The organism is Tepidimonas taiwanensis (assembly GCF_020162115.1).
Taxonomy (GTDB): Bacteria; Pseudomonadota; Gammaproteobacteria; order Burkholderiales; family Burkholderiaceae_C; genus Tepidimonas; species Tepidimonas taiwanensis.
In genome coordinates this window covers 667,560-687,089 of record NZ_CP083911.1, presented here as the reverse complement: position 1 = coordinate 687,089, position 19,530 = coordinate 667,560, and the positions used below count along the sequence as shown (strand labels likewise).

Genomic DNA, 19,530 nt, shown 5'->3' with positions numbered 1-19,530 from the left:
GTTGAACCCGATTTGGCCTACACCACAGGACTTGCGCAGGAACGCTCCGCAGCACCACAGACAAACCCCCACGCGCTGGCGCACATGTCGTGCAGGGTGCGCGTGGCCCGCCAGCCCAGCACGTGCTGGGCCTTGCCGGGGTCGGCCCAGCACTCGGCCACGTCGCCCGGGCGGCGCGCCGCAATGCGGTACGGCACGCGCTGGCCGGTGGCAGACTCGAACGCCTGCACCATCTGCAGCACGCTCGTCCCGCGCCCGGTACCGAGGTTGAAGGTGTCGCACGACTGGTCGGTGTGGGCCAGGTGGTCGAGCGCGGCGCGGTGCCCCTCGGCCAGGTCCATCACGTGCAGGTAGTCGCGTATGCCGGTGCCGTCGGGCGTGGGGTAGTCGTCGCCCCAGATGTTGAGGTGCGGCAGCTGACCCGCTGCGACGCGGGCGATGTAGGGCATGAGGTTGTTGGGGATGCCGTTGGGGTCTTCGCCGATCAGCCCAGACTCGTGGGCCCCGACGGGGTTGAAATAGCGCAGGATGGCGATGCGCCACGTGGGGTCGCTGGCCGCAAGGTCGCGCAGGATTTCCTCGATGTGCAGCTTGGTACGGCCGTAGGGGTTGGTGGCGCTCGTTGGGTGCGCTTCGTCCAACGGCAGGTATTGCGGCTGGCCGTAGACAGTGGCGCTGCTGGAAAAGACCAGGCGCTTGACGCCCTGCTCCGCCATCGCGCGCAAGAGGCTCACGGTACCGGCGACGTTGTTGTGGTAGTACGCCAGCGGCTGCGCGACAGATTCCCCCACGGCCTTGAGACCGGCGAAGTGGATGACGGCATCAATCGCGTAGTGCTTGAGGATGAGGCGCAGGCGGATGGTGTCCAGCACATCGCCGACTTCCACCACCGGCTTGACGCCCAGGATGGCCGCTAGGCGGTCGGCAACGTCGAGCCGGCTGTTGGAGAGGTTGTCCAGCAATACGAGCCGGTGTCCCGCCTGCGCCAACACCACGGCGGTGTGGCTGCCGATATAGCCCAAGCCGCCGGTGAGGAGGATATTCATTTTGAATAAGGCAAAGCTACCGCAGTGGCAGCACCGCCCGGTGTTGCCGTTGTGTGTGATGTAGTCGGATTTTAAGCAGCGAATGCGCCCCCTTCCGCGGTGGCGAGGAAACGATCGGCGGAACTTCCGGCTTCCGCGTCATGGAATCAAACGGGAACCGGCCCCGTGGCATCCGAGCCGCACCAAAAACAAGTGGCCGCGGCGTCACCGCTACCGTGGCACACGGCACCCCAGACCCCGGCTGGATCACGCCGTACGAGGCCGGCCCATGTCCAACGGCTACGCGCGCTCTACCGCCCACCCGACGATGTTGCGCCGCTCGGCGCTGAACTCGACGCCGAGCAGATAGACAGGGCGGCCGTCCGCGCGGTACTTGTCGGCGTAGCCGCGGGCCTTCAGTTGCGCCATCGCTTCACCTGTCGGGGCAGTACCCTCGACGCGCTTGAACTCGATGACGACGATCGCGTCGTCGAGCTTCAACGTCAGGTCGATACGCCCCTGGTTGGTGACGTCCTCTGGCGAGAGGTCGAGGCCGAGGCTCGCGATGTGCGAGTAGAAGATGCTGGCCCAGTAGCCCTCGTACTGCGTGATGGGGTTGTTGCGGTACCAGTCGAGTGGGATGGAGGCATAGAGGCTCTCGAAGTGGGCTTTGAGGCCGTCGAAGTCGAGCTGGGTCAGTCGCTGGTACAGCGGCAGTGCTTGCTGCGCGGCATACTCGGGTTGCGGTAACAGGGCGGCCAGCAGCGCTTCGTTGAAGGCGGACTGCACCTCCAGGTTCGGGTAACCCAGCCGGTAGCGGCTGATGCGCCCGAGCCGCTCTTCGGCCACGATGGTCAGATACCCGGTCTGCCACAGGATGGCTTCGGTGGCGATGTGCTCGACATCAAACGCGTTGAGCAACTGCTCGCTGGCAATGAGGGCGTCGAGCTGTGGGGTGAAGGTGTGGCGCTTGGCCAGCAGCTCGATGAGGAAAGTGGGTGTTCCGGTCTCGAACCACCAGGCGCGAAAGAGCCGCTCCTGAAAGAGCAGCAGCACATCGAACGGGTTGTAGACGCGCTCGCCCAGCCACCCATAGCCGTTGTACCAGCGCCGAATCTCCTCGCGGTCGAACCCTTCGAGTTCCGGGGCAAACACGGTGTCGATGTCTGTGTCCGTGTAACCGCAAATCGCACTGTAGCGCGCATCGAGCGTGATGTCTTCCAGGTTGTTCAGGCCCGAGAAGATGGAGGCCTTGCTGAACTTAGAAACGCCCGCGAGGAACACGAAGCGCAGGTGCGCGTCCTGGTCTTTGAGGACCGAGTACAAGTTGCGCAAGCCCTCGCGCATCGCAGCGGCGGTGGCCTTGTCGCCCAGGTTGTCCAGAATCGGCTTGTCGTACTCGTCGATGAGGACGACCGCTCGCTGGCCGTGACGGGCCACCGCAGCCTGAATCAACGCACGAAACCGTAGGTGGCTGTCGGCGGCGTCCGCGAGCATCACACCCAGGCGCTGGGCATTGCCTTCGAGTTCCGCGGCGATGTGGGCTTCGAGGGCCTCGCGGGTTTGCAGTCGCCCGGCGGCGAAGCTGATGCGGATAACGGGGTAGCGCACCGACCAGTTCCAGTGGTCTTCGGCATACAGCCCTTCGAACAAGGCCCGGTTACCCGAAAACAGCTCGGCCAAGGTGTCGAGAAACAGGCTCTTCCCAAAGCGGCGGGGGCGCGAGAGGAAGTAGTGCGTGCCCTGCTCGATGAGCTTGAGTGCGTACGGCGTCTTGTCGACGTAGTAACACCCTTCTTCGCGGATTTTGCGAAAGGTCTGGATGCCAATCGGGAGCTTGCGGCGGGTCATGTACCGATTATCGTGTCGCGGGGTGACCCGGCGTTGTACCGACAACGGCGGGGAGCGAGGCCCGCGCCGGGTTCACCACGCTCCCCTACAGAGGCGCTGTGCCGAGACGCTTGCGCGCCGCATTACGCCGCGCGTATGTGCTGCACCGGCACGGCGACAGTGACAGGGCGCTGCATGAGGGTCAGTAACACCAAGGCACGCTGGTTGCCATCGGGCATCTGGTACACGCACTCCAGACCGGCAAACGGCCCGTGGGTGATGCGCACGGCCTGGCCAGGCTGGAACAGTGGCTGTGGTGCAGCGCAGAGTTCGGCGACCTGCCGCTGCAGCTGCTCGACGAGTCCGCTGGGCACGCGCGCGGGCTGGTGGCCAAAGGTGACGAGCCGCGTCACCCCCAGCGTAGAGCGCACAGGCGCCCATGCAAGCGCATCGCGCCCTGAGCCAAGCCGGATAAACAGGTAGCGGGGAAAGAGAGCTTGTTGCTCGACCTGCACGCGGCCATTGCGCACACGCTCGACCGGCACCATTGGCAGAAAGCACGGGTAGCCTTGGCGCTGGAGGTTGTCCAGCGCGCGCTGCTCCTGCCGTGGTTTGGTGTGGACCAAGTACCAATCACCGTCGCCAATCACGCGCGCCCCCTGTTGCCGTTGTTTGCCAAACCGGATTGTAGAGTCGGCATTCGCAAACAAAACCCCGCAGGGCGGACCGTGCGGGGTTGTCTGGAAATCACTGATTGGTGGGTGCTGACGGGATCGAACCGCCGACCTACGCCTTGTAAGGGCGCCGCTCTACCAGCTGAGCTAAGCACCCGCCCGTTGGTGTGCGCCGACCATCGGGTCAGCACCAAAACGATCAACCGTTGACAGCGTCTTTGAACGCCTTGCCGGGACGGAATTTTGGTATTTTAGCTGCAGGGATGGCCACCGGCTCTCCGGTCTTGGGATTGCGGCCGGTGCGGGCAGCGCGCTCTTCGACAACGAAGCTGCCAAAGCCGACCACGGTCACGTCACCTCCACGAGCCAGTGTCGCGGTGACGGTGGCTAGCAGCGCCTCCAGCGCCCGAGCCGCTTCGGCTTTGGTCAATTGCGCCTGTTCGGCCATTTGTTCGATCAGCTGTGCTTTGTTCATCAGGGGCTTCCTCCAACGCCCGCGCCGTGCGGCCGGGCAAAAAGGCGCGTATTCTACTCATGCGCCGTGACGCAGCGCGTCGGCCACGGCGCGGCCGACGTCGGTGGTGCGCGCGGTGCCGCCGATGTCGGGGGTGCGCGGGCCACCCCCGGCGGGATCGAGCACCGCTTCGATGGCGCGCAAGATGGCGTCGTGCGCGTCGCGATACCCGAGGAAGTCCAGCATCAGCGCGCCGGCCCAGATTTGCCCGATCGGGTTGGCGATGCCCCGACCAGCGATGTCCGGCGCCGAGCCGTGCACCGGCTCGAACAGCGACGGGAAGCGCCGCTCGGGGTTGAGGTTGGCAGACGGGGCGATGCCGATCGTCCCGGTGCACGCGGGCCCGAGGTCGCTCAGGATGTCGCCGAACAGGTTGCTCGCCACCACGACGTCGAAATGCTCCGGCCGCTGCACGAAATGCGCGGTCAGGATGTCGATGTGGAACTGGTCCACCGTGACGTCGGGGTACTCCGCGGCGATGGCGCGCACGCGCTCGTCCCAGTACGGCATCGTGATGGCGATGCCGTTGGACTTGGTCGCGCTGGTCAAGCGCCGCCGCGGGCGCTGGCGCGCCAGCTCGAACGCGTAGCGCAGCACGCGGTCGACGCCGTGGCGGGTCATGACCGTTTCCTGCAGGACCAGCTCGCGCTCGGTGCCTTCGAACATGCGGCCGCCGATGCTGGAGTATTCACCCTCGGTGTTCTCGCGCACGATCAGCATGTCGATCTCGCCGGGTGCGCGTGGCGTGCCGTCGCGCCGCACCAGCGGCGAACGGATGCCGGGCATCAGCCGCGCCGGGCGCAGGTTGACGTACTGGTCGAACGCGCGGCGGAACTGCAGCAGCGCCCCCCACAGCGACACGTGGTCCGGGATCTTCTGTGGCCAGCCGACGGCACCGAAAAAAATCGCGTCGTGCCCGCCGATGCGCTCCTTCCAGTCTTCGGGCAACATCTTGCCGTGGCGCTCGTAATACGGCCAGCAGGCGAAGTCGAAATGGTCGAACGCGAGGCGGATGCCAAAGCGCTCGGCGGCGGCTTCGAGCACGCGCAGGCCCTCGGGCACGACCTCGGTGCCGATGCCGTCCCCCGGGATGACGGCGATGCGGTGGGTGGTGGTCACGACTCCCCTCCTCGATGGTTCAGCGGGAACGGCCCGCGTGCACGACGATCGCGACGCCCGCGGCGGTGAGCGCCGTGCCGGCCAGGGTCGTCGCGGTGATGGGCTCGCCAAACAGCAGCCACGCGATCGCGGCCGTGCACGGCGGCACCAGGTACATCAGGCTCGACACCGACGCGGCCGCGCCGCGCTGGATCAGCAGGTACAGCAGCGAGCTGCCGCCCAGCGTCAGCCCCAGCACAGACCATGCCATCGCGCCCGCGGACTCGGCGTTCCAGTGCATCGGCTCGGTCTCCAGCCACGCCAGCGGCAGCGTCACCGCCAGCGCCGCGGCGAGTTGCACCGTGTTGGCGGTGCGCACGTCACACGGCGCCAGATAGCGCTTCTGGTAGAGCGTGCCGGCGGTGATCGCGAGCAGCGCGCCGACGGCGAACGCGAGGTTGAGCGGCGTGGCCGTGTCGCCGGGGCCGCCCGCGCCGAACTTGTGCGACACGACCAACACGAGCCCGACGAAGCCCAGCGCCAGCCCCAGCCACTGGCGGGTCGACACCCGCCCGCCCGTGGCCGACAGCCACACGGCCGTGAGCACCGGCTGCAGCCCGACGATCAGCGACGACAGGCCCGCGCCCATGCCGGCCTTGACCGCGGCCCAGACGCCGCCCAGATACCCCGCGTGCATCAACACGCCCGTCACCGCCAGATGGCCCCATTGCGATCGCCCGCGCGGCCACGGCACGCGCGCCCACGCGATCCAGACGACAAAACACGCGATGGAGAGCGCATAGCGCCACGCGAGAAAGGTCATCGGCGGCGCATGCGGCATGCCGTAGCGGGCGACGATGAAACCCGTGCTCCAGATGAGCACGAACACCGCGGGCATCGCGCGGATCCAGGGGGAATCGGCAACCTCGGTCATCGTGAAAACTCAGCGGTGCCCAGCGTCACTCGCGTTCAGCGCGCCCGGGCACGGATTTCCGGAATGGCTTTGTTGAGGTAGTACACCATCGACCACACCGTCAGCACCGCTGCGGCCCAGATCAGCACCGTCCCCCACCAGCGCGTGTCGACGCCCAGCACGACCGCGTCGTAGAGCAGGAACGGGATCGCGACCATCTGCGTCGCGGTCTTGGCCTTGCCGACCATGTGCACGGCCACACTCTTGACCGCACCGATCTGCGCCATCCATTCGCGCAGCGCCGAGATGGCGATCTCGCGCCCAATGATGATGAGCGCGACGAAGACGTGCACGCGGTCCAGGTGCACCAGCTCCAGCACGCACGCGCAGACGAGAAATTTGTCCGCCACCGGGTCCAGGAAGGCGCCGAACGCCGACGTCTGGTTGAGCCGCCGCGCGAGGTAGCCGTCCGCCCAGTCGGTGAGCGCAAAGACGATGAACAACCCGGTGGCCAGCGCGTTCTGCAGCGGCAGTGCCAACCCGGGCCAGTGGAACACCGCCACGATGAGCGGGATCGCGGCGATGCGCGCCCAGGTCAGCAGCGTCGGCAGGTTGAAAAACATGGGTATGGATTATGCGGGTTTGGCGGGACGCTATCAGCCGTGCAACGCGCGGTAGATCGCCTCGGCCAGCTCCCACGAGATCCCTTCGACGCCGGCGAGGTCCTCGACACTCGCCGCGGCCACGCCGCGCACACCCCCGAAACGGGCGAGCAGCCGCGCGCGCCGCTTGGGGCCGACGCCCGGGATGTCCTCCAGCCGGCTGCCGCCCGTGCGCGCCTTGGCGCGGCGCGCACGCATGCCGGTGATCGCGAAGCGGTGCGCCTCGTCGCGGATCTGCGCCACCAGCATCAGCGCGGCGGAGTCCGCACCCAGATACACCTTCTCGCGCCCATCGGCAAAGACGAGTTCCTCCAGCCCCACCTTGCGGCCCTCGCCCTTTTCGACGCCAACCAGGCGGCCGATGTCCAGGCCCAGCGACTCGAACACCTCGCGCGCGACGTTGACCTGCCCCACGCCGCCGTCGATGAGCACGATGTCGGGCAACCGCGCTTCGCCTTTCGCCGCCCGGGATGCCCCTCCCCCGGCGATCCCGTCTGCCGCATCGCCGCCGGCGTCGGCCAGCGCGGCGGCAACCCGGCCGTAGCGGCGCTGCAACACCTGGCGCATCGCGGCGTAGTCGTCTCCCGGCGTGATGCCCTCGATCGCGTAGCGCCGGTACTGCGCGGGCTGCATCTGGTGGCCCTCGTACACGACGCACGAGGCCATCGTCGCCTCGCCCGCCGTGTGCGAGATGTCGAAGCACTCGATGCGCAGCGCCGCCAGCGCCTCGGGCGTGTCCGCGGACAGCCCCAGCGCCTCGGCGAGCGCCCGCGTGCGCGCCTGCTGCGAGCCCTCCTCCGCCAACAGCCGCGCGAGCTGCAGGTCGGCGTTTTGCTGCGCCATCTCCAGCCACAGCCGGCGTTGCTCGCGTGGGTGGAAGACGGCACGCACGCGCACGCCGCTTTGCTCGATCAGCGCTTCCAGCAGCGCCTCATCCACCGGCGCGCCCAGCACCAGCACCGGGGGCGGCGGCACCTGTGTGTAGTGCTGCGCGAGAAACGCCTCCAGCACGCGCTGCTCGGGTGTGCCGGGCGCTTCCGGGTCGGCCAGCGCCGCGCCATCCTCGACGTGCGCCGGGAAAAACGCGCGGTCGCCCAGGTGGCGCCCGCCGCGCACCATCGCCAGGTTGACGCACGCGCGCCCGCCCTGCACGCGCACCGCCAGGATGTCGACGTCCTGGTCGTCGACGCTCTCCATCGCCTGCTGGTGCAGCACGCGCGACAGCGCCGTGATCTGGTTGCGCACCTCCGCCGCCTGCTCGAACGCAAGCCGTTCGGCGTGCGCGAACATGCGCGCCTCCAGTTCCGCGAGCACGCTCTGACTCTCGCCGTTCAGGAAGGCGCTGGCCGCGCGCACGTCCGCGGCGTAGTCCGCTGGCGCGATCAGCCCGACGCAGGGGCCGCTGCAGCGCTTGATCTGGTACAGCAGGCACGGCCGCGTGCGGTGCGCGAACACCGTGTCCTCGCACGTGCGCAGGCGAAACACCTTTTGTAGCAACTGGATCGTCTCCTTGACGGCCCACGCGCTCGGGTAAGGCCCGAAATACTGGTGGCGCCGGTCCACCGCACCGCGGTAGTACGACACGCGCGGATAATGGTCGGGGTTGGGGCGACCGGGGACGGTACCCGCGTCTGGCGCGTCCGCCACCCACGTGCTGGCGCTGATGCGCAGGTAGGGGTAGCTCTTGTCGTCACGAAAGAGGATGTTGTAGCGCGGCTGCTGGGTTTTGATCAGGTTGTTTTCCAGCAGCAGCGCTTCCGCCTCGGAGCGCACGACGGTGGTTTCCAGCCGCGCGATCTTGGCCACCATGTGGCCGATGCGCGTGCCGTCGTGGGTTTTCTGGAAATAGCTGCTGACGCGTTTTTTCAGGTCGCGCGCCTTGCCGACATAGAGCAGCGCCCCGGCCGCGTCGTAATACCGGTACACACCCGGCAACGACGGCAGGGCCGCGACCGCGCGCAACAATTCCTCTGGATGCACCGCTGACATGTCCGATTCCGATCCTTCGCCCCCGGCCCCCGTGACGGGCGCTGCACCCGCAAGCGAGCGTCCGCGCACGAGCCCCGCTGGGCCGGACGCCCCCCCGCTGACGTGGGACGTGTTCTGCCACGTGGTCGACAACTGGGGCGACGTGGGCGTTTGCTGGCGATTGTGCCGCCAGCTGGGCGCGGCCGGCCAGCGCGTGCGGCTGTGGATCGACGACGCCACGGCGCTGGACTGGATGGCCCCCGGCGCGCGCGACGGCCGGGTGCCCGGCGTGACGGTGCACGACTGGCCGCGCACGCAGCCCGACGCACCCCCGCCATCGCTGCCACCGGGCAACGTGCTGATCGAGGCTTTTGGCTGCCACGTGCCGGACGCCTGGGTGGCGGCGCTGCTGCCCCCGACCGCTCCGGACGGCCGACCCACGGTCTGGCTGAACCTGGAGTACCTCAGCGCCGAGCCGTGGGTGGCGCGCAGCCACGGCCTGCCCTCGCCCGTGCTGCACGGGCCGCTGACGGGGCGCACGAAATGGTTTTTCTTCCCCGGCTTCACGCCCGACACCGGCGGGCTGCTGCGCGAAGCCGACCTCACGGCGCGGCAGGCGGCGTTCGACGCGCCCGCCTGGCGGGCCGGCATCACCCGCCACGAAGGTCCGTGGGTGAGCCTGTTTTGCTACGAACCCGCAGCGCTGCCGCGGCTGGTGGCACAACCCGCCCTCGCGGATGCGCTGTGGCTGGTCGCCGCGGGACGCAGCGCCGCGGCGTGGACGGCCCTCGCCCCCCCGCTGCCCGCGGGGGCGCGCGCGCAGGTGCTGGCAAGCGTGCCGCAGCCCGCGTTCGACGAGCGGCTGTGGGCGTGCGACCTCAACCTCGTGCGCGGGGAGGATTCGCTGGTGCGCGCGCTGTGGGCGGGCCAGCCGTTCCTGTGGCAGCTCTACCCCCAAGACGACGGCGCGCACTTCGACAAGCTGGAGGCCTTTCTGCGCTGGTTCGACGGCCCACCGGACTGGCACGCCTGGATGCGGGCTTGGAACGGCGCGCCGGACGCCGAGCCCCCGCCGCTCACCCCGCAGCGCCTCGCGGCCTGGTGCGAGGCTGCCCAAGCTGCGAGAGCGCAGCTGCTCGCACAGGACGACCTGCTCACGCGGCTGATCGCTTTCGTACAGCGGCGACGCGGTGAATGAGTGAAGCCGCATTGACCATCGACCCTCCGCTGCTGACGGTTTGCAGCCCGCGAAGCGCGACCCACCGCCCGCGACCCACCGCCCGCTTGACAAGCCGAACGATGCGGATAGAGTGTAGTCTTCATCACTACATCGAAGACGCTCACCCATGAAAACCATTTCGGCCAGCGACGCGAACCGTTACTTCTCGCGGGTGTTACGCGACGTTGCCGCGGGCGAGGCCGTGACGGTGGTGGCGCGGGGCAGGCCCGTCGCCTCGATTGCCCCCATCCGCCCGCGTGATCCCGCGCGTGAAGCGGCCAAGCGCCGACTGCTGGATCGACTGCACGGGCAGGACGTGACCGGCAGCCGCGACTGGACGCGGGACGCGCTGTACGAACGGTGATCGATGCGTATCGCGCTCGATACGAATGTGCTGGCCTACGCCGAAGGCGTCGGCGATGAGCGGCGCTGCCGTCTGGCCATTGACTGGATCGAACGCTTGCCCACCGATGGTGTGGTCCTGCCAGCGCAAACGCTGGGTGAACTCGCGCGGGTGCTGATCGGCAAAGCAAAGCGCTCCACGGATCAGACCCGGCTGGCCGTTTTGGACTGGGCCGACAGTTACGAGGTGGCCGACTCGACCTGGCGCGCGTTCCAATCCGCACTGGACCTCGTCGTCGATCACGGGCTGTCGATGTGGGACGCCTTGGTGCTGGCCGTTACCGCCGAAAACCGCTGCCGGGTGCTGCTATCGGAAGACCTGCAGCATGGATTTACGTGGCGCGGTGTGACTGTGGTCAACCCGTTCCTCGAGCCGACGCCTCCCCTCTTGCAGGCGCTGGTGCGGTGATGCCGCACCCTCAGTCGCCGCGGGATGCGTGGCCTGCCAATGCATGGCTTTCACGCGCAACGCCCCGCACGCTAAAATAGTGGGTTTGTCATTCCTTACCCTCCCAACTTCGGATACCCCATGAAACTCGCGCAAGAAATCCGCGCCGGCAACGTCATCATGCACGGCAAGGACCCGATGATCGTTCTCAAGACCGAATACCAGCGCGGCGGCCGCGGCGCCGCGACCGTGCGCATGAAGCTCAAGGCGCTGCTCAACAACAGCGCCACCGAAGTCGTCTTCAAGGCCGACGATAAGATCGACAACATCATCCTCGACAAGAAGGAGTGCACCTACTCCTACTTCGCCGACCCGATGTACGTCTGGATGGACAGCGAGTACAACCAGTACGAGGTCGAGGCCGAGAACATGGGCGACGCGCTCAACTACCTCGAAGACGGCATGGCCGCCGAGGTGGTGTTCTACGAAGGCAAGGCGATCTCGATCGAACTGCCCACCAGCGTCGTGCGCGAGGTCACCTGGACCGAGCCGGCCGTCAAGGGCGATACGTCGGGCAAGGTGCTCAAGCCCGCCAAGATCGCCACCGGCTTCGAGGTGATGGTGCCGATCTTCGTCGAACAGGGCGACAAGATCGAGATCGACACCCGCACCGGCGAATACCGCAAACGCGTCTGATGTCACCGCACGATCCCGCGCACGACCTGCAGGCCCAGCGGCTCGCCGATGCCGCGGTCGAGATGCACCTGCTGTCGGAGGACAGCAGCCGACCCGCGCCCGACGCGTACCGGCTCGCGTTCGCCGACCCGGAATTTCTGCTGCGCCGCGAAACACGCGGGATCCGCTTCCAGCTCGAACTGCTGAAACCCGACCTCGGGCAGGCCGAGGCCGGGATCGACAACACCATCGTGGTGTTTGGCAGTGCGCGCTTTCGCGAACCGGCCGAGGCCGAAGCGATCTGGCAGCGCGCACAGGCCAGCGGGGACCCGGCTGAACTGCGGCGCGCCGAAGCGCTGCGCCGCAACGCGCACTACTACGATGAGGCGCGGCGCTTCGCCCAGCTGGTCGCCGCCTACAGCCAGTCGTGCCCCAAGGCAGACCGTCTCTACATCGTCACCGGCGGCGGCCCGGGCATCATGGAGGCCGCCAACCGCGGGGCGCATGACCTCGGGGCGCCCAGCGTGGGGCTCAACATCCTGCTGCCGCACGAGCAGGAACCCAACCCCTACATCAGCCCGCACCTGCGTTTCAAATTCCACTACTTCGCGCTGCGCAAGATGCACTTCATGATGCGCGCGAAGGCACTGGTCGCGTTCCCGGGTGGGTTCGGCACGCTCGACGAGCTGTTCGAGGTGCTGACGCTGGTGCAGACGAAGAAGTCCAAACCGGTGCCGGTGTTCCTCTACGGCAGCGCCTACTGGAAGCGACTGATCAACTTCGACGCGATGGTCGAGGAAGGCGTCATTTCGCCCGAAGACCTCGAGTTGTTCTCCTACGTCGACACGCCCGAGGACGCGTGGGAGGGCATCCGGCGCTTTTACGACCTGCCGGCGGCGTGCGGATGCGGCGGGCTGGCCGCCGGCTGAAACTCCCCCTCAGGCGTCCGCGCGCCGCTCCGGCACCACGTCCCGCGGCACCGGGGCGCGGGAGGGAAGCCGCAAATGCAGCGCCGCCTGCGCCATCAGGTTGGCCGACACCGGCGCGGTCACGAAGACGAACAGCGTGATCAGCAGCTCTGCGACGCCGGGGCGCCCGTGGGCCAAGGTGACCAGCATCGAGGCGATCAACACCCCCCCGACACCCAGCGTCGACGCCTTGGTGGGCGCGTGCAGCCGCATGTAAAAGTCCGGAAAGCGCACCAAACCGATCGCGCCGACCAGCAGGAAAAACGACGCAACCAGGATCAACACTGCCGCTGCGTTCTCGAGCCATGTCGCCATGGTTTACCCCTCGTTACTCGATGACGTCACCGCGGCTGACGTAACGCGCCAGCGCAACGGTCGAAACAAACCCGAGCGCCGCGACGATGAGCGCCGCCTCGAACAGCAGCTCAGTGTCGAAACGGATGTCGAGCAGGATGATGAGCGCCACCAAGCCCATGTAGAGCGTATCGAGCGCCAGAATGCGGTCGGCCGCGTCCGGGCCGCGCAGCAAACGCCAGCCGCACAAAAATACCGCGATGGCCACCGCCACGGTCCCGATGTCGAGCGCCCACGCCAAAAAGGGACTGATCATTGCGCTTGCTCCCCCGTAGTGGCTGCCCCTTGGGCACCCAAATCGACCTGAAAAATCCGCAGCAGCGGGCTTTCGTAGCGGGATTTCATTTCGCGGATCATGGCCGCGGGATCATCGCCTGCGTCGAGTGCGTGCACCCAGATCACACCGCGCGCCTCGTCGATGACCGCGGATACCGTACCGGGCGTCGTCGTGATGATGCTGGCGAACAGCGCATTGACCCGGGGATGCGCGCTGGCCAGTGGAACACGCAGCCACGCCGGGCGCAACCGTTGCATCGACCCCAACGTCAGTCGCGCCACGGTGACGTTGGCGACAACGATGTCCCACAGAACGGTCAGCAGCAGCCGCACCGCCGTGGGCCAGTGCAGGCGGCTTGCGTCACCCAAAAACGGCGCCAGCGCACGCGGCAACGCCCACGCCAGGATGAGCGCGGTCAGTACGTGCGCCGGGGCCGTACTGTGCACGAGGACGATCCACGCCGCTCCCAGCATCAGCGACAGCACGGGATGGGGAAACCAGCGGCGCCAGCCGGTCGGTGGCGTGCCAGGACGCACGGGTTGCCACAGCGGAGGCGTCATGGGGCAGACTCCTGCACAGGGTGAGCGGGCACGGTCGAGGCGGGTCGTCGGCCATCGTAGGGCCGGGTGGTGGGGACTGCGGGCCCGCCCTGCCGCGCCAGTACCGCCCGCGCGTAACCCGGTTTGTCCGTGAGCTGTTGGGCAAGCGCATCGGTATACCGTTTGACCGGCGCTGCGCCGGCCGTGAGCACGACCGTCAGCGCCATGAAGGCCCAAGGTGCGGCGAGCAGCCGCACGCTGGTCCCCGACGCATCGCGGGGTGCCTCTACGGGCTCGACGTGCCAAAACATGACGACGCCAGCCCGTGCCAAACCCAAGAGCGTCAGAAAGCCCACCCCCAGCACGACGGCCCACACCCACGACTGTTCAGGCAGGCCGACCGCACTTTGCAGCAGCATCAATTTGCCCAGAAAACCGGGCAGCGGCGGCAGCCCGGCCGCCGATGCCGCCCCGAACAGCATCATCACCCCCAGCAACACCGGCTCGTGCACCGCGGGCGCCGGTTGCAGGCGGTCGCCCATCGCGCCGCGCTGGGCCGCGGCGAGTTCCGCGAACAGAAACAAGCCCGCGATGACGATCGTGCTGTGTAGCGTGTAATAAAGCGCGGCCGAGAGCGTCTGGGGTGTGAACAAGGCAACCCCGGTCACGATCGTTCCCACCGAGGAGACAGTGAGATAGGCGATCAACCGACCGAGCGTGTGCGCCGCCAATGCCCCCAGCACCCCCAGCACGCTGGTCACCAAGGCCACCGGCAACAACCACGGCTGCACGGTCAGGGAGGCCCCACCCGCGTCGATACCGAAAATTACCCAGTGCACGCGCACGATGGCGTAGACGCCGACCTTGGTCATGATGGCAAACAACGCAGCCACCGGGGCGCTGGCGGCGGCGTAGGTGCCAGGCAACCAGAAATACAGCGGCAGCAGCGCCGCCTTGAGACCGAAGACGATGAGCAGGATCGCCGCCGCTGCCTGGGCGAGCTTGAGCGCATCGCCCTCCAGCCGCCCCACCTGCTGCGCCACGTCGGCCATGTTGAGCGTGCCGGTGACGGCATAGAGCATCGCCAGTCCGATCAAAAACAACGAAGACGCCGTGAGGTTGAGCACCACGTAGTGCACCCCCATGCGCACACGCTCACGTCCTTGACCGTGCAGCAACAGCACGTAGGAGGCGATCAGCAGGACCTCGAAGAAAACGAACAGGTTGAACAGGTCGCCCGTGAGAAAAGCGCCGTTGAGCCCCATCAGCTGGAAGTGGAAGATGGCATGGAAGTACCGCCCGCGCGTATCCCACCCACCGCAGGCGTACCACAACACCGGCACCGCCACGAGCTGCGTGAGCAGCACCATCAGCGCCGCGAGCCGATCGACCACGAGCACGATACCAAACGGGGCGGGCCACTCACCCAGCTCGTACACCTGCAGCGAACCCGCCGCGGCCCGCCACACCAGCCCGACCGCAAGCACCAGCCCCAGCAACGCAGACCCAAGACTGACGCGCCGGCGCCACGATAGCCCCTGCCCACCGCGTCCGCCCCCGTGGGCGGACAGCCCGCCGTGATCGCCCAGCAGCAGCATGAGCATGGCCGTGAAGGACGGCAGCAGCACGGGCAGTATCGGCGCGTGCTGCTCCCAAAAAGCCACCAGCGCCGCCCCCATCACGCGACCTCCCCTTCACGCGCAGTGCCGGGCAAATCGGTCGCCCGCCGCACACCGGGCTCCGTACCGTCGACATGGTCGCTGCCCGTCTCGTACCGGCTGCGCAGGGCCAACTCCACGACGAACCCCGTGGTGGCAAAGCCGATGACAATCGCCGTCAGCACCAACGCCTGCGGAAGCGGGTCGGCCACCGGCTCGTTGCCCACCAGGATGGGGTGCGCGTCGGTCCACAGCCGCCCCATCACGAAAATGAACACGTTGACCGCGTAACTCAACAACGACAAACCCAACACCACCGCAAAGGTGCGGGCGCGCAACAGCAGGTAGATGCCACAAGCGGTCACCAAGCCGATGCCCGTGGCCACCAGAAATTCCATGCTCATGAAACACTCCCGGGCTCGTGCTGGCTGGCTGCCGGGGCGTGGCTGGCGGCTCCGAGCACCGAAATCGTCAGCAGCGTCGCCCCCACCACGGTGCCGTACACGCCAAGATCGAAAAGCGCGGCGGACGCCAGCGGCAACTCACCCAACAACGGCACATGCAGATGGCCGTGCGCGCTGGTCAGAAAGGGGCGCCCCAGCACGAAGGCGCCCGCGCCCGTGACGCCGGCCACCGTCAAGCCCGACCCGATCCAGCGCACGAAACGGCGGCCCCCCTGCACGCGCAACAGCGCCTCGACGCGCTCCTGGCCCAGGGCCATGTATTGCAGCACCAGCGCCACGGCGGTGATCAGGCCCGCGATGAAACCGCCGCCGGGCATGTTGTGCCCGCGCAAGAAGATGTATACGGCCACCACCAACGCCGCGGGCAGCACGATCGAAGCGGCCATGCGCAGCAGCAGCGGGGAGGCCGCAAACGTCCAGCGCCGGCCTTGCGCGTCCACGGGCGGGCGCACGGCCCGCATCCCCTCCATCAGCGCGAGTACCCCTATCGCCGCGATGCCCAGCACGGTGATCTCGCCGAACGTGTCGTAGCCGCGGAAATCGACCAGGATGACGTTGACGACGTTGGTCCCACCGCCCAGGGGCAACGCGTTTTCGAGGAAATACCAACTGATCGAGTGGAAATCGCGCGTGAGCATCACCCACGCGATCCACCCGATACCGGCGCCTCCAACGAGCGCCAATACGGCGTCGCGCAAGCGTCGGTCGGCCGACGATTCGCGGGGCGAGTGCTGTGGCAGCAACGCCAACCCCATCAACAGCAGCACGGTCGACACCACCTCGACGGACAATTGCGTCAGTGCCAGATCCGGTGCCGACAGTCCGACGAAAGTCAGCGACGTCACCAAACCAACCACGCCGACCAGTATCACCGCTTGGAAGCGCCGGTGGTGGGTCCAGACGAGCGCCACGCACGCGGCCGCCAGCAGCAGCCACACCGCTACCGCCAACGGGTTGGCCGGCAACCGCGGCCGTGCCCCCGTGGCGATACCCGCGTCCAACAAGGTGACCACCGCCACAACGATGGCCGACCCGATAAGCCACGCCAAGTAGCGCTGCAGCGAGCCGTTTTCCAGCGCCGACGTGACACGCCCAGCCGCCCCGAACAGCGCATCCACTGTGCGTTCGAACAGTTGCCGCCCTGTCAACGGACCAAACCACGCCTCCGACACCACGCCGTGCAGCCGCCGCCCGCGCGTGAACGCCGCGTACACCGCCACACCGCCCGCGAGCGCGACGACGCTCATCAGCAGCGGCACGTTGAACCCGTGCCACAGCGCCAGGTGGTACGGCGGCAGCTCGCGCGCCACCATCGCGCGCGCCGCCACGTCCACGAGCGGCCCCGCCACCGTCGCCGGCAGCACGCCCACCACCAGGCACACCCCGACCAGCAGCGTCGCGGGCAGCCGCATGCCCAGCGGCGGATCGTGCGGATGCCGGTTGGGCACGTCCCCCAGTGGCCCGTGGAAGAACGTATCGTGCACGAAGCGCAGCGAGTAGGCCACGCTGGCGACCCCGGCAAGCGTCACCACGACCGGCAGCCACACGCCCCACCCGCCGGCGGCCACCCCCGCCACCGCCTCGGTGAAGAACATCTCCTTGGACAAAAAGCCGTTGGTCAGCGGCACGCCGGCCATCGCCGCCCCGGCCACGACCGCGAGCGTTGCCGTCCACGGCATCAGCGCCGCGAGCCCGCCAAGCCACCGCATGTCGCGCGAATGCGTCTCGTGGTCGACGATGCCGGCCACCATGAACAGCGACGCCTTGAACGCCGCGTGGTTGAGGACGTGGAACACCGCCGCCACCGCCGCGAGCGGCGTGCCCATCCCGACCAGACAGGTGACGAGCCCGAGGTGGCTGACCGTGGAGTACGCCAGCAGCCCCTTGAGGTCGTGCTTGAAGATCGCGATCGTCGCGGCAAACAGCAGCGTCACCGCCCCGACGGTGGTGACGATCGCTTCGAACCAGCCCGACCCGGCCAGCACGGGGTGCAGCCGCATCAGCAGGAAGACGCCTGCCTTGACCATCGTCGCCGAGTGCAGGTAGGCCGACACCGGTGTCGGCGCGGCCATCGCATCGGGCAACCAGAAGTGGAAAGGGAACTGCGCGCTCTTCGTGAAGGCCCCGAGCAGGATCAGCAGCAGCGCGGGCAGAAACAGCGGATCGGCCTGGATCTCGGCGGCGCGGCCGGTCATCTCGCTGATCTCGAACGTCCCGGCGATCTGGCCCAGCAGCACGAAGCCCGCCAGCATCGCGAGCCCCCCGCCCCCCGTGATGGCAAGCGCCTGGCGCGCACCGCTGCGGGCGTCTGGCCGGTGGCTCCAGTACCCGACCAGCAGAAAAGACGAGACGCTGGTCAGCTCCCAGAACACGACCAGCAGCAGCAGGTTGTCCGACAGCACCACGCCCAGCATCGCCGCCATGAACAGCATCAAAACCGCGAAGAACTTGGCGACCGAGTCCTGCGGGCCCAGGTAATACCCCGCGTAAAGGATGATCAGCAGACCGACGGCGGTGATCAGCCCCGCAAACAGCAGCGACAGCCCGTCGAGCCGGAAGCTGATGTGCAACCCCAAGTCGTCTACCCACGGGGAGAAGAACTGCACCGCCTCGCCCCGCCAGACCGTCGGAGCCAGCGAAAGCAGCCATGCCAGGCTGACGGCGGTAACGGCAGCAGCGGCGAACGCCACCGCGCGGCGTGAGCGCGCGGCAAGCCACCACGTCAGCGTGGTGCCGACCAGCAGCGGCAACGAGACAATCAGCGGCAACGCGGCCATGGGACAAGCTCGGGGAGGGACGCGCGACCCAGGCGTGGCCGCGGTTGGCAGGATTCGGGAAATAGACGGATTGTAAGAAATCGCGCCCCGCTCGAACGCGCATCCCTCCCCCGGGGTGGCGGGGGAACGAATCACGCCCGCCCCGCGGTTCAGCGCGGCACCACCCCCGTCGCGGCGTTCTTACCGGTGGGCTCTGCGTCGCCCACGCGCGCGGCGCGGTCGGCCGCGTCTTCCAGTGCACTCTCACGCACAGCGGCACGCGCCAGCAGGTTCGACGCCACCGGCAGCGTGGCGAGCAAAAAGCCCACGATCAGCACCAAGCGCCAGGCCCACGCGGTCTCGGCCAGGGCAAGCGCCGCCCCCCCACACACCAGCGCCACCGCCAGCGTGCCGGCCTTGGTGGCCGCGTGCTGGCGCGTCAGGGCATCGGGCAGCGCGACCACCCCCCAAGCCGCGATGACGAGCAACACGGCCCCCGACACCAGCAGCACCGCCGCCAACACCGTCATTTCCGGCCCCTCTCTTCCACGAAGCGCGCCCATCCCACCGTGGCCACGAACCCGACGAGTGCCAAACCGATCGCGACGTCCAGGAATACCGTGCGCGCGGTCAAGAGCGCCGCGGCGACGCACAACACCACCGCCGCCGCAAGAAAAATATCCAGCGCCACCACCCGATCCGCATGGGTGGGGCCGCGCACCAGGCGCCACGTCGCCAGCCCCGTCGCCACCCACGCGGCCAACACCACGATCGTGAGCACCACGCTCATGCCCGTTCCTCTCCGAATAACGCCACCAGCGCGGGCTCGAAGTCGCGGCGGATGCCTTGCACGAGCGCATCCGTGTCCGACGCATCGAGCACGTGTAACAACAACTCGCACCGCGCCAGATCGATGTCCAGCGTCGTGGTGCCGGGGGTCAACGTCACCATACAGCCCAACAGCGCCGCACCTTGCGCGCTCATGGGCGCGAAGCGCACGCGTACGAACGCCGCCGCCGGTGCCCGGCGCGAGCCCACGCTGGCCCGAGCGATCACCCTGACCGTCTGGAGGCCGGAGACCACCACCGCCGTGAGAAAACGCAGCGCCAGCACGGCGACCCACCCAGCCTTGCGTGCCCACGTCAT

General features: G+C 67.9%; 22 protein-coding genes and 1 tRNA gene. 5 read left to right on the top strand and 18 right to left on the bottom strand.

The features are described 5' to 3' along the window. Positions 1–17: 17 nt before the first annotated feature. From galE to uvrC, 9 genes are all read right to left on the bottom strand, one after another. Positions 18–1,046 carry a UDP-glucose 4-epimerase GalE gene (galE, locus tag LCC91_RS03220; protein ID WP_043699512.1) on the bottom strand — a complete coding sequence of 343 codons (1,029 nt, stop codon included), beginning with the start codon at positions 1,044–1,046 and terminating at the stop codon, positions 18–20. 279 nt (positions 1,047–1,325) lie between these two features. Further along, positions 1,326–2,876: an ATP-binding protein gene (locus tag LCC91_RS03215; RefSeq protein WP_143897947.1), complete on the bottom strand. Its 1,551-nt coding sequence runs from the start codon at positions 2,874–2,876 to the stop codon at positions 1,326–1,328. A 122-nt stretch (positions 2,877–2,998) separates the two neighbouring features. Beyond that, the gene (rfaH, locus tag LCC91_RS03210) at positions 2,999–3,481 is read right to left on the bottom strand and encodes a transcription/translation regulatory transformer protein RfaH (protein WP_197052548.1); all 483 of its coding nucleotides are present in this window, start codon (positions 3,479–3,481) and stop codon (positions 2,999–3,001) included. 129 nt (positions 3,482–3,610) lie between these two features. Next, positions 3,611–3,686: transfer RNA gene (locus LCC91_RS03205), tRNA-Val, on the bottom strand. A 42-nt stretch (positions 3,687–3,728) separates the two neighbouring features. Beyond that, positions 3,729–4,004 (bottom strand): HU family DNA-binding protein, encoded by a 276-nt coding sequence (locus LCC91_RS03200; protein ID WP_043699507.1) that lies wholly within the window; start codon positions 4,002–4,004, stop codon positions 3,729–3,731. A gap of 57 nt (positions 4,005–4,061) precedes the next feature. After that, positions 4,062–5,162: a tartrate dehydrogenase gene (locus LCC91_RS03195; protein WP_043699505.1), complete on the bottom strand. Its 1,101-nt coding sequence runs from the start codon at positions 5,160–5,162 to the stop codon at positions 4,062–4,064. A 19-nt stretch (positions 5,163–5,181) separates the two neighbouring features. Next, positions 5,182–6,075, bottom strand: a complete 894-nt coding sequence (locus LCC91_RS03190; RefSeq protein WP_043699503.1) for a DMT family transporter — start codon at positions 6,073–6,075, stop codon at positions 5,182–5,184. Between the two features lie 35 nt (positions 6,076–6,110). Then, on the bottom strand, positions 6,111–6,677 hold the full coding sequence (pgsA, locus tag LCC91_RS03185) for a CDP-diacylglycerol--glycerol-3-phosphate 3-phosphatidyltransferase (protein WP_043699501.1): 567 nt from the start codon (positions 6,675–6,677) through the stop codon (positions 6,111–6,113). A gap of 33 nt (positions 6,678–6,710) precedes the next feature. Continuing rightward, entirely contained in the window at positions 6,711–8,705 is a 1,995-nt protein-coding gene (gene uvrC / locus LCC91_RS03180) for an excinuclease ABC subunit UvrC (protein WP_143897949.1), read from the bottom strand. Here uvrC and earP point away from each other — a divergent pair. The 5 genes from earP (at position 8,704) to LCC91_RS03155 (ending at position 12,297) form a co-directional block, all read left to right on the top strand. Then, positions 8,704–9,882: an elongation factor P maturation arginine rhamnosyltransferase EarP gene (gene earP, locus LCC91_RS03175; protein WP_082007494.1), complete on the top strand. Its 1,179-nt coding sequence runs from the start codon at positions 8,704–8,706 to the stop codon at positions 9,880–9,882. The two genes, uvrC and earP, sit on opposite strands and share 2 nt — an antisense overlap. A 148-nt stretch (positions 9,883–10,030) precedes the next feature. Then, positions 10,031–10,267, top strand: a complete 237-nt coding sequence (locus tag LCC91_RS03170; RefSeq protein ID WP_043699497.1) for a type II toxin-antitoxin system Phd/YefM family antitoxin — start codon at positions 10,031–10,033, stop codon at positions 10,265–10,267. Positions 10,268–10,270: 3 nt separating this feature from the next. Further along, positions 10,271–10,714 carry a PIN domain-containing protein gene (locus LCC91_RS03165; RefSeq protein ID WP_043699495.1) on the top strand — a complete coding sequence of 148 codons (444 nt, stop codon included), beginning with the start codon at positions 10,271–10,273 and terminating at the stop codon, positions 10,712–10,714. Positions 10,715–10,834: 120 nt separating this feature from the next. Continuing rightward, positions 10,835–11,389 (top strand): elongation factor P, encoded by a 555-nt coding sequence (gene efp, locus LCC91_RS03160; protein WP_043699492.1) that lies wholly within the window; start codon positions 10,835–10,837, stop codon positions 11,387–11,389. Then, positions 11,389–12,297, top strand: a complete 909-nt coding sequence (locus LCC91_RS03155; protein ID WP_052231442.1) for an LOG family protein — start codon at positions 11,389–11,391, stop codon at positions 12,295–12,297. The genes efp and LCC91_RS03155 overlap by 1 nt, the downstream gene beginning before the upstream one ends. 9 nt (positions 12,298–12,306) lie before the next feature. Here the strand turns inward: LCC91_RS03155 and LCC91_RS03150 are convergent, their stop codons facing one another. The 9 genes from LCC91_RS03150 to LCC91_RS03110 all read right to left on the bottom strand — a co-directional run bounded on the left by LCC91_RS03150 (position 12,307) and on the right by LCC91_RS03110 (position 19,530). Beyond that, positions 12,307–12,651, bottom strand: a complete 345-nt coding sequence (locus LCC91_RS03150) for a Na+/H+ antiporter subunit G (protein ID WP_043699489.1) — start codon at positions 12,649–12,651, stop codon at positions 12,307–12,309. A gap of 13 nt (positions 12,652–12,664) precedes the next feature. Continuing rightward, positions 12,665–12,946: a K+/H+ antiporter subunit F gene (locus LCC91_RS03145; RefSeq protein ID WP_052231441.1), complete on the bottom strand. Its 282-nt coding sequence runs from the start codon at positions 12,944–12,946 to the stop codon at positions 12,665–12,667. Continuing rightward, the gene (locus LCC91_RS03140; RefSeq protein WP_052231440.1) at positions 12,943–13,527 is read right to left on the bottom strand and encodes a Na+/H+ antiporter subunit E; all 585 of its coding nucleotides are present in this window, start codon (positions 13,525–13,527) and stop codon (positions 12,943–12,945) included. The genes LCC91_RS03145 and LCC91_RS03140 overlap by 4 nt, the downstream gene beginning before the upstream one ends. After that, entirely contained in the window at positions 13,524–15,185 is a 1,662-nt protein-coding gene (locus tag LCC91_RS03135) for a monovalent cation/H+ antiporter subunit D (RefSeq protein ID WP_082007493.1), read from the bottom strand. Before LCC91_RS03135 ends, LCC91_RS03140 begins: the two co-directional genes overlap by 4 nt. Then, positions 15,185–15,562 (bottom strand): Na+/H+ antiporter subunit C, encoded by a 378-nt coding sequence (locus LCC91_RS03130; protein ID WP_197052549.1) that lies wholly within the window; start codon positions 15,560–15,562, stop codon positions 15,185–15,187. The genes LCC91_RS03135 and LCC91_RS03130 overlap by 1 nt, the downstream gene beginning before the upstream one ends. Positions 15,563–15,564: 2 nt before the next feature. Further along, positions 15,565–18,405 (bottom strand): monovalent cation/H+ antiporter subunit A, encoded by a 2,841-nt coding sequence (locus LCC91_RS03125; protein WP_043699485.1) that lies wholly within the window; start codon positions 18,403–18,405, stop codon positions 15,565–15,567. Positions 18,406–18,554: 149 nt separating this feature from the next. Further along, positions 18,555–18,914: a cation:proton antiporter gene (locus tag LCC91_RS03120; RefSeq protein ID WP_052231438.1), complete on the bottom strand. Its 360-nt coding sequence runs from the start codon at positions 18,912–18,914 to the stop codon at positions 18,555–18,557. After that, positions 18,911–19,174, bottom strand: a complete 264-nt coding sequence (locus LCC91_RS03115; RefSeq protein ID WP_043699482.1) for a monovalent cation/H+ antiporter complex subunit F — start codon at positions 19,172–19,174, stop codon at positions 18,911–18,913. The genes LCC91_RS03120 and LCC91_RS03115 overlap by 4 nt, the downstream gene beginning before the upstream one ends. Next, positions 19,171–19,530, bottom strand: coding sequence for a Na+/H+ antiporter subunit E (locus LCC91_RS03110; protein ID WP_052231437.1), 360 nt, complete (start codon positions 19,528–19,530; stop codon positions 19,171–19,173). Before LCC91_RS03110 ends, LCC91_RS03115 begins: the two co-directional genes overlap by 4 nt.

Excerpts from the sequence above, each read along its gene's own strand:
- LCC91_RS03155 (WP_052231442.1), top strand. The coding sequence starts at position 11,389 with ATGTCACCGCACGATCCCGCGCACGACCTGCAGGCCCAGCGGCTCGCC.
- LCC91_RS03215 (WP_143897947.1), bottom strand. The coding sequence starts at position 2,876 with ATGACCCGCCGCAAGCTCCCGATTGGCATCCAGACCTTTCGCAAAATC.
- LCC91_RS03190 (WP_043699503.1), bottom strand. The coding sequence starts at position 6,075 with ATGACCGAGGTTGCCGATTCCCCCTGGATCCGCGCGATGCCCGCGGTG.
- uvrC (WP_143897949.1), bottom strand. The coding sequence starts at position 8,705 with ATGTCAGCGGTGCATCCAGAGGAATTGTTGCGCGCGGTCGCGGCCCTG.
- LCC91_RS03170 (WP_043699497.1), top strand. The coding sequence starts at position 10,031 with ATGAAAACCATTTCGGCCAGCGACGCGAACCGTTACTTCTCGCGGGTG.
- LCC91_RS03125 (WP_043699485.1), bottom strand. The coding sequence starts at position 18,405 with ATGGCCGCGTTGCCGCTGATTGTCTCGTTGCCGCTGCTGGTCGGCACC.
- LCC91_RS03135 (WP_082007493.1), bottom strand. The coding sequence starts at position 15,185 with ATGGGGGCGGCGCTGGTGGCTTTTTGGGAGCAGCACGCGCCGATACTG.
- LCC91_RS03115 (WP_043699482.1), bottom strand. The coding sequence starts at position 19,174 with ATGAGCGTGGTGCTCACGATCGTGGTGTTGGCCGCGTGGGTGGCGACG.
- LCC91_RS03145 (WP_052231441.1), bottom strand. The coding sequence starts at position 12,946 with ATGATCAGTCCCTTTTTGGCGTGGGCGCTCGACATCGGGACCGTGGCG.
- LCC91_RS03130 (WP_197052549.1), bottom strand. The coding sequence starts at position 15,562 with ATGGAATTTCTGGTGGCCACGGGCATCGGCTTGGTGACCGCTTGTGGC.
- LCC91_RS03140 (WP_052231440.1), bottom strand. The coding sequence starts at position 13,527 with ATGACGCCTCCGCTGTGGCAACCCGTGCGTCCTGGCACGCCACCGACC.
- earP (WP_082007494.1), top strand. The coding sequence starts at position 8,704 with ATGTCCGATTCCGATCCTTCGCCCCCGGCCCCCGTGACGGGCGCTGCA.
- LCC91_RS03150 (WP_043699489.1), bottom strand. The coding sequence starts at position 12,651 with ATGGCGACATGGCTCGAGAACGCAGCGGCAGTGTTGATCCTGGTTGCG.
- efp (WP_043699492.1), top strand. The coding sequence starts at position 10,835 with ATGAAACTCGCGCAAGAAATCCGCGCCGGCAACGTCATCATGCACGGC.
- LCC91_RS03120 (WP_052231438.1), bottom strand. The coding sequence starts at position 18,914 with ATGACGGTGTTGGCGGCGGTGCTGCTGGTGTCGGGGGCCGTGTTGCTC.
- LCC91_RS03165 (WP_043699495.1), top strand. The coding sequence starts at position 10,271 with ATGCGTATCGCGCTCGATACGAATGTGCTGGCCTACGCCGAAGGCGTC.
- pgsA (WP_043699501.1), bottom strand. The coding sequence starts at position 6,677 with ATGTTTTTCAACCTGCCGACGCTGCTGACCTGGGCGCGCATCGCCGCG.
- LCC91_RS03200 (WP_043699507.1), bottom strand. The coding sequence starts at position 4,004 with ATGAACAAAGCACAGCTGATCGAACAAATGGCCGAACAGGCGCAATTG.
- galE (WP_043699512.1), bottom strand. The coding sequence starts at position 1,046 with ATGAATATCCTCCTCACCGGCGGCTTGGGCTATATCGGCAGCCACACC.
- LCC91_RS03110 (WP_052231437.1), bottom strand. The coding sequence starts at position 19,530 with ATGACGTGGGCACGCAAGGCTGGGTGGGTCGCCGTGCTGGCGCTGCGT.